Source organism: Verminephrobacter aporrectodeae subsp. tuberculatae, assembly GCF_026127385.1.
GTDB classification, from domain to species: Bacteria; Pseudomonadota; Gammaproteobacteria; order Burkholderiales; family Burkholderiaceae_C; genus Acidovorax; species Acidovorax aporrectodeae.
In genome coordinates, this window is record NZ_QZCX01000009.1 from 1 (window position 1) to 1,200 (window position 1,200).

Here is a 1,200-nt window from a genome sequence, read left to right on the forward strand (position 1 = left end):
CGGTCGCACCGCCAGCATCTACAACCTCCTGTCGCAGGCGGGGCGTTTCGGTTTGTCAGCGCAAGAGGCGCGCGGGCAAATCGATCAACTCGTCAATGTCGTCCGGCATTGGCGCGACGGCTTCCTTGCCTGCGGCGTGTCGGCCAAGGACATCGACTACATCGCTCCGGCCATCCTGCCTGACTGCTTCTTTTTCGAAAGGCAATCCGATACGTAAGTCGGTTATACCGGTGTTCACCTTTGGCAGGCTACGAACGGCTTTTTCGCCGATGTGAGGCCAATATTGTTGATAATTTCTGAGCTACCTACTCGGCAGTGAACCCGAATCCATCCGTCCCATTCGTGGCCGGGGATTTTCTGAGCTACCTACTCGGCAGTGAACCATTTGGAGTATGCGGAAGGCCGGGCGCGGCTTTTCTGAGCTACCTACTCGGCAGTGAACATCCGAATGCGCCGGAGACGGGCGCTGCCCTGTTTCTGAGCTACCTACTCGGCAGTGAACCATTCGCCACGGCGCAGTTCCAAATCAACACCTTTCTGAGCTACCTACTCGGCAGTGAACACCCGCGTGCGCGATGCCATCGTGCGCCGCCATTTCTGAGCTACCTACTCGGCAGTGAACGCGTCGCCAAGAAATTTGCAAGCGCTTTACAGTTTCTGAGCTACCTACTCGGCAGTGAACGAGCTGGGCAAGTGGGACACCGCCAACGACCGTTTCTGAGCTACCTACTCGGCAGTGAACGCGTCAGCAGCGGGGTTGTGGCCCTTCGCATCTTTCTGAGCTACCTACTCGGCAGTGAACTTGCCGCTGAAATACCGGTTACAGACAGAGCACTTCTGAGCTACCTACTCGGCAGTGAACGCAACGCGCTTTTCTGGTGTGCCGGTTGCCAATTTCTGAGCTACCTACTCGGCAGTGAACGGCGCAGGGGGACCTGGACATTGATCCGTCCGTTTCTGAGCTACCTACTCGGCAGTGAACATCAACTCCGGCTGCCCGTGCAGCGGCTCCAGTTTCTGAGCTACCTACTCGGCAGTGAACTCTGTGGGAGGCGCAGGGGCTGCTGGCGAAGTTTTCTGAGCTACCTACTCGGCAGTGAACGGTCTGTCAGGCTCTCGCCCTCGGCCGGGTCGTTTCTGAGCTACCTACTCGGCAGTGAACTCCATGAGCTTCCGCTGTTGCTCTGCGTCGTATTTCTG

At 57.6% G+C, this 1,200-nt stretch carries 1 pseudogene and 1 CRISPR repeat array; the pseudogene reads left to right on the forward strand.

The window, feature by feature from the left end:
* Positions 1 to 217 (forward strand): annotated as a pseudogene (locus D5041_RS21875) (type II toxin-antitoxin system HipA family toxin); the annotation flags it as partial.
* Between the two features lie 76 nt (positions 218 to 293).
* Positions 294 to 1,162: a CRISPR direct-repeat array (repeat unit 28 nt; unit sequence TTTCTGAGCTACCTACTCGGCAGTGAAC).
* Positions 1,163 to 1,200 lie beyond the last annotated feature (38 nt).